Origin of the sequence: Actinotalea sp. (assembly GCF_041597215.1) — a bacterium.
Lineage (GTDB): Bacteria > Actinomycetota > Actinomycetes > Actinomycetales > Cellulomonadaceae > Actinotalea.
Window position 1 is genome coordinate 20,780 of sequence record NZ_JBFHHB010000010.1, and the last position, 7,049, is coordinate 27,828.

A 7,049-nucleotide genomic window follows, 5' to 3' on the forward strand; every position below is an offset into this window, starting at 1 on the left:
ACGTGGCCGGCGGGAGAATCCCGCGGGCGGCGGTACGTAGGATGACCTGATGCGCGGAGAGTACAAGGTTCCCGGTGGCAAGCTGGTCGCGGTCGACGTCGAGGAGGCGGACGGGCGGTTGAGCAGCGTCGCCATCAGCGGCGACTTCTTCCTGGAGCCGGACGCGGCGTTGGAGGACATCGACGGCGCTCTGGTGGGCATGGCGGCGACCTCGACGGTCGCCCAGCTCACCCAGGTGGTCGAGAGCGTCCTGCACGAGGGCGTGACGATGGTCGGCTTCACCCCGGAGGCCGTCGCGATCGCCGTCCGGCGGGCGCTCGGCCACGCGACGAGGTGGGAGGACCACACCTTCGAGATCGTGCACGAGGGCGCCGAGAGCCCGGCGATGCACATGGCCCTCGACGAGGCGATGGCGGAGGCCGTCGGCGCCGGGACCCGCGCGCCGACCCTGCGGATCTGGGAGTGGGGTGCCCCGGCCGTCGTCATCGGCTCCTTCCAGTCCCTGCGCAACGAGGTGGACCCCGAGGGCGCCGAGCGGCACGGGATCACCGTGGTGCGCCGGATCTCCGGTGGCGGTGCGATGTTCATCGAGCCGGGGAACACCATCACCTACTCCCTGACGGTCCCGGCCTCCCTCGTCGAGGGGCTCAGCTTCGAGCGGTCCTACGCCTTCCTCGACGACTGGGTGCTCGGGGCGCTGAGCGAGCTCGGGATCCAGGCCACGTACGTCCCGCTCAACGACATCGCCTCGCCCGCAGGGAAGATCGCCGGAGCCGCCCAGAAGCGACTGGCCAGCGGTGCGGTGCTGCACCACGTGACGATGGCCTACGACATCGACGCGGACAAGATGCTCGAGGTGCTGCGGATCGGCCGGGAGAAGATGTCCGACAAGGGCACCAAGAGCGCCAACAAGCGGGTGGACCCCTTGCGCTCGCAGTCGGGCATGGCCCGTGCGGACGTCATCGAGGCCTTCAAGAACCACTTCCGCTCGAGGTACGCGACGGTGGACGGGGCGGTCACCGATGCGGAGCGGGCGCGCGCCGCCGAGCTGGTCGACCTGAAGTTCGGCACCCAGGAGTGGACCGCCCGGGTGCCGTGAGCGCGAACGACCGAGCGAGGCCTACGCCGTCGGGCGCGGGCCGAACACGGCGTTGCCGATGCGCACCATCGTCGAGCCCTCGGCGATCGCGAGCTCCAGGTCACCGCTCATCCCCATCGAGAGCTCGTGCGTCGTCGCCGTGCCGGGTGCGCCGCTGGAGCGGATCTCCTCGCGCAGGGCGCGCAGCCGGGCGAACCCCGACCTGACCAGGTCCTGGTCCTGGGAGCGCGCCCCGATCGTCATCAGGCCCGTCAGGTGCAGGCGGGGGAGCGCAGCGACGGCCGTCGCGAGGGAGAGTGCCTCCTGCGGGTCGACTCCCGACTTGGTGGGTTCGCCGGAGACGTTGACCTGCACCATCACGTCGAGCTCGCGGTCCAGCACCTCGCAGCGACGGGAGAGCCGCTCGGCGATCGCGGTGCCGTCGATGCTCTGCACCGCGCTCGCCCAGGTCAGCGCGGCGTTGACCTTGTTCGACTGCAGCGGGCCGATGACATGCCATGTGGGGTCGAGGTCGGCGAGCTCCGGCGCCTTGGCGACGAGCTCCTGGACGCGGTTCTCCCCGAGCAGCGTGCCGCCCGCCTGCACCGCCGCGCGGACCACCGGGACCGGCATCGTCTTGCTCGCCAGCAGGATGCGCACCTCGGAGGGGGTGCGTCCGGCGAGCGTGGCTGCGCGCGCGACGCGTTCGCGGAGTTCGGCGAGCCGCCGGACGACAAGGCTCGTGACGGCGGCGTCGGCCTCTGCTGTGCTCACGGTCCGGACTGTAGCGAGGGGAGCGGACGCTGCGCGGCGGACGACCGGTGATCGGGCCGCGGGGGAACTCCGGGTCGGGATCAGGGGCCTCCCGGATGTGCCCGTCGCCGGAGCAGGAGAAGATCTCCCGGTGAAGACTCTGCTCAACCTCATCTGGCTCGTGTTCGCCGGCGCATGGCTCGCCCTCGGCTACGTGGTGGCCGGGATCATCTGCATGATCCTCGTCGTCACCATCCCCTTCGGCATCGCCTCCTTCCGGATCGCGGGGTACGTGCTCTGGCCCTTCGGTCGCACCGTCGTGGACAAGCCGGGCGCCGGCGCCTGGTCGACCATCGGGAACGTCATCTGGGTGCTCGTGGCCGGGATCTGGCTCGCGATCGGGCACGTCGCCACGGCCATCCCGCTGTTCGTCTCGATCATCGGCATCCCGATGGGCATCGCGAACCTCAAGCTCATCCCGATCTCGTTGCTCCCGCTCGGCAAGGAGATCGTCCCCACGAACCGCGCGTTCGCGGCGTACGGGCGCTGAGCCGGGCGCGCCGTTCTCAGGCGTCCTCGAGGCGGAACCCGATCTTGAGGCTCACCTGGACGTGGGCGACGGCCTGGTCCTCGATGTGGCCGCGGATCTGGGTCACCTCGAACCAGTCCAGGTGGCGGGTGGTCCTCGCCGCCCGGTCGACGGCGTTGCGGATGGCCGCGTCCACCCCCTCGACGGACGATCCGACGACCTCGATCACCTTGTACACGTGCTCGGACATCTCGACCTCCACCTCGGCGTGAGCAGGACCTTCCGACGGTAGACCCGGGGACGGCTGGGCGCTCAGCGACGGGGAGAGCTGCCGGTGCTCGGCGTGCTCGCACCCCGCCGAGCCGTGTGCCGGAGCCGCCTCAGTCGCGCGCGATGTCCGCGACGACAGCGCCGGTGAGGGCGATCAGGTCCGCCGGGGCGAGGCCGATGTCGAGCCCGCGTCGTCCGCCCGAGACGAAGACCTCGTCGAACAGCTCGACCGTCTCGTCGATCACCGTCGGGTGCGCCGTCTTCTGGCCGAGCGGCGAGATGCCGCCGACGACGTAGCCCGTGGCACGCTCGGCAGCCGCGACGTCGGCCATCGCGGCCTTCTTCCCGCCGACGGCGCTCGCGAGGGCCTTGAGGTCGAGCTTTCCGCTGACCGGCACGACGGCGACCGTGAGCGTGCCGTCGACGGTGGCCATCAGCGTCTTGTAGACCTGCTCGGCAGGGATCCCGAGCACCTGCGCGGCCTCGAGCCCGTACCCGACGCCGCTTCCCGCGTCATGGTCGTAGGGGTGGACGGTATGCGTCACGTGCGCTGCTTCCAGGGCCACCAGGGCAGGGGTCCCGCCGTGCCCACCGCTCTTCTTCGCCACGAGGCAAGGGTAGGGGAGCGCCGGGTGCGGCGGCCGCCCGGGCCCCAGGGGGATCGCCCGCCGGGCGGATGGCGGCGCGGGCCACTACGGTCCGTTCATGCCCCACGCTCCAGCCGGGTCCCGCCACCTCGCCGTGGTCGTCAACCCGACCAAGTTCGACGACCTGAGCCCGGTCAAGGAGGTCGTCGACGAAGCCTGCGAGCGCCACGGCTGGCCGGCCGCCCGCTGGTACGAGACCTCGGCGGAGGACCCGGGCCACGGGCAGACGCAGCAGGCGGTCCGGGACGGTGCGACGCTCGTCTGCCCGCTCGGCGGTGACGGCACCGTGCGGGCGGTGGCCGGTGCGCTGCTCGGCGAGGACGTCCCGCTGGGGCTGCTCCCCGGTGGCACGGGCAACCTCCTGGCGCGCAACCTCGAGCTGCCCGTCAGTGATCTGGGGGAGTCGCTCGACATCGCCCTGGCGGGCGCCGACCGCCGGATCGACGTGGGCACCGTCCGCTGGGACGACGACGAGGAGGAGATCTTCCTGGTCATGGCGGGACTGGGGCTCGACGCCGACACGATGGCGGGCGCCGACGAGACGGTCAAGAACGCCGTCGGCTGGCCGGCCTACGTGCTCTCCGGTGCGCGGGCCCTGCGGACGAGAGGCTTCCGGGTCACCGTGGACGCCGAGGGCACCCCAGCCGTGCGCTCCCACGCTCGCACAGTGGTGGTCGGCAACTGCGGAACCCTCACCGGCGGGATCGCGCTCATGCCCGACGCACTCCTCGACGACGGCCGGCTCGATGCCGTCGTCGTCGCCCCTCACGGGGTGCTCGGGTGGCTCGCGGTGGTCGTGGACGTCGCCACCGGTCACCACCGCGGGCAGCGGCGCCTGCAGCGGCGCACCGCCGCGACGATGACGGTCCTGGCCGAGCGGCCCGTCGAGGCCGAGATCGACGGCGACGCGGTGGGCCCCCGTCGCAGGATGGCGGTCGGCGTCCGTCCCCTGGCGCTGACCGTCCGGGTACCCGCCGACTGACGTCGGCTCCGGTCAGAGCCGACCGGCCGCGACCACCTGCATCACGAGCTCACCGGCCTCGTCGCACGCGGCAAGGTCGACGACGGCGTCGATGCGCCAGTCGTGGTCGCCCGCCGGGTCGTCGAGGATCTGGCGCACCTCCCAGCGGCCGGGCTTCTCGGTCACGAGCAGCAGGGCGGGGCCTCGCGCGTCGGCCCCGACGCCGAGCTCCTCGTGGTCGTCGAAGTAGGGGTCCAGGGCCTCGAACCACCGGTCGCGCGTCCACGGCAGGCCGTCCTCGTCCACGTCCCCGAGCGTGGGCAGCTCGCCCCAGCGCTCGCGTGCGACGAGCTCCACCCGCCGGAACAGGGCGTTGCGCAGCAGAGCGCGCAGCGCCCGCGGGCTCGTCGACAGGCGCAGCGCGGGCTCGGGTGCCGACCGGTCGGGGCGGTGCAGGTCCCCCTCGGCGCCCGCAGCGAGCGCCTCCCACTCGTCGAGCAGGCTCGAGTCGGTCCCTCGCACCACGACACCCAGCCACTCGACGAGCTCGTCGAAGGCCTCGTCACGGCGCTCGGGCGGGACGGTCTGGCGCAAGGCACGGAAGGCGTCCGCGAGGTAGCGCAGCAGGACGCCCTCGGTCCGCTCCAGGGCGTAGAACGAGACGTACTCGTTGAACGTCATCGCGCGCTCGGCCAGGTCGCGGATCACCGACTTCGGGGCCAGCTCGTGATCGGCCACCCACGGGTTGGTGTGCCGGTACAGCGTGAACGTCGCCTCGAGGAGCTCGGCGAGCGGGCGCGGATAGGTGACGTCCTCGATCGCGGCCATGCGCTCGTCGTAGTCGTAGCCCTCGGCCTTCATCGCGCCGATCGCCTCGCCGCGCGCCTTCTTCTCCTGGGCGTACAGGACCTGGCGGGGGTCGTCGAGGGTCGCCTCGATGACCGAGACCAGATCGAGGGCGTAGGTCGGCGACTCCACGTCCAGCACCTCGAACGCGGCGTACGCGAAGGGGGACAGCGGCTGGTTGAGCGCGAACTGCGCGGGCAGGTCGACGGTCAGGCGCACCGTCCAGCTGCCGTCGTCCTTCTTCACCCGTTCGACGACGCCGCTCTGGCGCAGCGATCGGTAGATCCGGACCGCTTGACGCACGAGACGCCCACGGGCCGCCTCCGGCTCGTGGTTGTCGGTCAGCAGCCGACGCATCGCCGCGACAGGGTCCGAGCCCTGCGACTCGCGTGCCAGGACGTTGAGGACCATCGCGTGCGTCACCACGAAGCTCGACGTCAGCTGCTCGGGCTCGGCGTCGCGCAGTCGCTCGAAGGTCTTGTCGGTCCAGTTGACCGAGCCCTCCGGCGCCTTCTTCCGGACGATCTTGCGCAGCTTCTTCGGGTCGTCCCCGGCCTTGGCGAGCAGCTTGCGGTTCTCGATGACGTGGTCGGGGGCCATGACCAGGACCTCGCCGAGAGTGTCGTAGCCCGCACGGCCGGCCCGCCCGGCGATCTGGTGGAACTCGCGGGCGCTCAGGTGCCTCATCCGCGTGCCGTCGTACTTCACCAGCGAGGTCAGGACGACGGTGCGGATCGGCACGTTGATGCCGACGCCGAGGGTGTCGGTGCCGCACACCACGGTGAGCAGTCCCCGCTGCGTGAGCCGCTCGACCACCCGCCGGTACTTGGGCAGCATCCCGGCGTGGTGCACGCCGACACCGTGCCGCAGCAGACGCGAGAGGGTCTTGCCGAACCCGGTGCCGAAGCGGAAGTCACCGAGCTCCTCGGCGATCCGGTCCCGCTGCTCGCGGGAGGCGAGCGTGGACGACATGAGCGACTGGGCCCGCTCGACGGCGTCCTTCTGCGTGAAGTGCACGAGGTAGACGGGCGAGCGTCGCGTCGAGACGAGCTCCTCGACGACCTCGTGCAGGGGCTCGACCACGTAGCTGTACGTCAGGGGAACCGGGCGCTCCACGCTCGTGACCGTCGTCACGGGGAGTCCGGTGCGTCGTTCGAGGTCCTCGGAGAAGAAGGCCGTGTCGCCGAGGGTCGCGGACATGAGCAGGAACTGCGTCCTGGGCAGCTCCAGCAGCGGCACCTGCCACGCCCACCCGCGCTGCGGGTCGGCGTAGAAGTGGAACTCGTCCATGACGACCTGGCCGACGGCGTCCACCCCGGGCACGGCCGGGTCGTCCTGGTGCCCTGGGGCCTCGGCGGAGCCCTCGCCGGTGCGCAGGGCGACGTTGGCGAGGATCTCCGCCGTGCAGCACAGGATCGGGGCGGTCGGGTTGACCGCCGAGTCCCCGGTCATCATCCCGACGTTCTCGGCGCCGAAGGCCGCCACGAGGTCGAAGAACTTCTCGCTGACCAGCGCCTTGAGCGGGGCCGTGTAGTACGTCCTGCGGCCCTGAGCGAGCGCGACGAAGTGCGCGGCCATCGCCACCAACGACTTCCCGGAGCCTGTCGGGGTCGAGAGGATCACGTGGGAGCCGGTGACCAGCGCGAGCAGCGCCTCCTCCTGCGCCGGGTACAGCGTCAGCCCCTGGTCCGCCGCCCAGCCGACGAAGGACTCGAAGAGGGCGTCCGGATCGGCATCGGCGGGCAGGCGTGCGGCGAGGTTCCGGTCCTCGGTGCGCGCGCTCACAGGAGGGCCGATCGGGTGGCGGTTCGGGTACGGCGCTCGGTGGTCATCGCCGCCATCCTCGCAGGTCCGGTCGTGCTCCCGTCCGTTCCCGGTCGTGCTCCCGTCCGCTGCCGGCCGTGCTCCCGTCCGTTCCCGGCCGATCGACGCCCGTCAGCCGAGGACGACGACGAGGTCATCGCC

Annotated in this window: 7 protein-coding genes; 3 read left to right on the plus strand and 4 right to left on the minus strand. The window is 71.7% G+C overall.

The genetic code is table 11. From position 1 onward, the window contains the following. Positions 1-49: 49 nt before the first annotated feature. The gene (locus ABWK99_RS01915) at positions 50-1,099 is read left to right on the plus strand and encodes a biotin/lipoate A/B protein ligase family protein (protein WP_372592997.1); all 1,050 of its coding nucleotides are present in this window, start codon (positions 50-52) and stop codon (positions 1,097-1,099) included. 21 nt (positions 1,100-1,120) lie between these two features. On the opposite strand, the gene ABWK99_RS01920 is transcribed toward ABWK99_RS01915, so the two are convergent. Next, positions 1,121-1,852: a YggS family pyridoxal phosphate-dependent enzyme gene (locus ABWK99_RS01920; RefSeq protein WP_372592998.1), complete on the minus strand. Its 732-nt coding sequence runs from the start codon at positions 1,850-1,852 to the stop codon at positions 1,121-1,123. A 130-nt stretch (positions 1,853-1,982) separates the two neighbouring features. Between ABWK99_RS01920 and ABWK99_RS01925 the strand changes: the two genes are divergently transcribed. Further along, entirely contained in the window at positions 1,983-2,381 is a 399-nt protein-coding gene (locus ABWK99_RS01925; RefSeq protein WP_372592999.1) for a YccF domain-containing protein, read from the plus strand. A gap of 16 nt (positions 2,382-2,397) precedes the next feature. Here ABWK99_RS01925 and ABWK99_RS01930 read toward each other — a convergent pair whose 3' ends face one another. Together ABWK99_RS01930 and ybaK are read right to left on the minus strand one after the other, a co-directional pair. Continuing rightward, on the minus strand, positions 2,398-2,610 hold the full coding sequence (locus ABWK99_RS01930) for a dodecin (RefSeq protein ID WP_372593000.1): 213 nt from the start codon (positions 2,608-2,610) through the stop codon (positions 2,398-2,400). Positions 2,611-2,740: 130 nt separating this feature from the next. Continuing rightward, positions 2,741-3,238 carry a Cys-tRNA(Pro) deacylase gene (gene ybaK, locus ABWK99_RS01935; protein ID WP_372593001.1) on the minus strand — a complete coding sequence of 166 codons (498 nt, stop codon included), beginning with the start codon at positions 3,236-3,238 and terminating at the stop codon, positions 2,741-2,743. A gap of 97 nt (positions 3,239-3,335) precedes the next feature. On the opposite strand from ybaK, the gene ABWK99_RS01940 reads away from it, so the two are divergent. Then, on the plus strand, positions 3,336-4,259 hold the full coding sequence (locus ABWK99_RS01940; protein WP_372593002.1) for a diacylglycerol kinase family protein: 924 nt from the start codon (positions 3,336-3,338) through the stop codon (positions 4,257-4,259). A 12-nt stretch (positions 4,260-4,271) separates the two neighbouring features. On the opposite strand, the gene ABWK99_RS01945 is transcribed toward ABWK99_RS01940, so the two are convergent. Then, positions 4,272-6,869 (minus strand): DEAD/DEAH box helicase, encoded by a 2,598-nt coding sequence (locus ABWK99_RS01945; protein WP_372593003.1) that lies wholly within the window; start codon positions 6,867-6,869, stop codon positions 4,272-4,274. Positions 6,870-7,049: the final 180 nt, after the last annotated feature.

What these genes read in the sequence shown, in the direction of transcription:
- ABWK99_RS01915 (WP_372592997.1), top strand. Translation starts at nt 50, where the DNA reads ATGCGCGGAGAGTACAAGGTTCCCGGTGGCAAGCTGGTCGCGGTCGAC.
- ABWK99_RS01930 (WP_372593000.1), bottom strand. Translation starts at nt 2,610, where the DNA reads ATGTCCGAGCACGTGTACAAGGTGATCGAGGTCGTCGGATCGTCCGTC.
- ABWK99_RS01940 (WP_372593002.1), top strand. Translation starts at nt 3,336, where the DNA reads ATGCCCCACGCTCCAGCCGGGTCCCGCCACCTCGCCGTGGTCGTCAAC.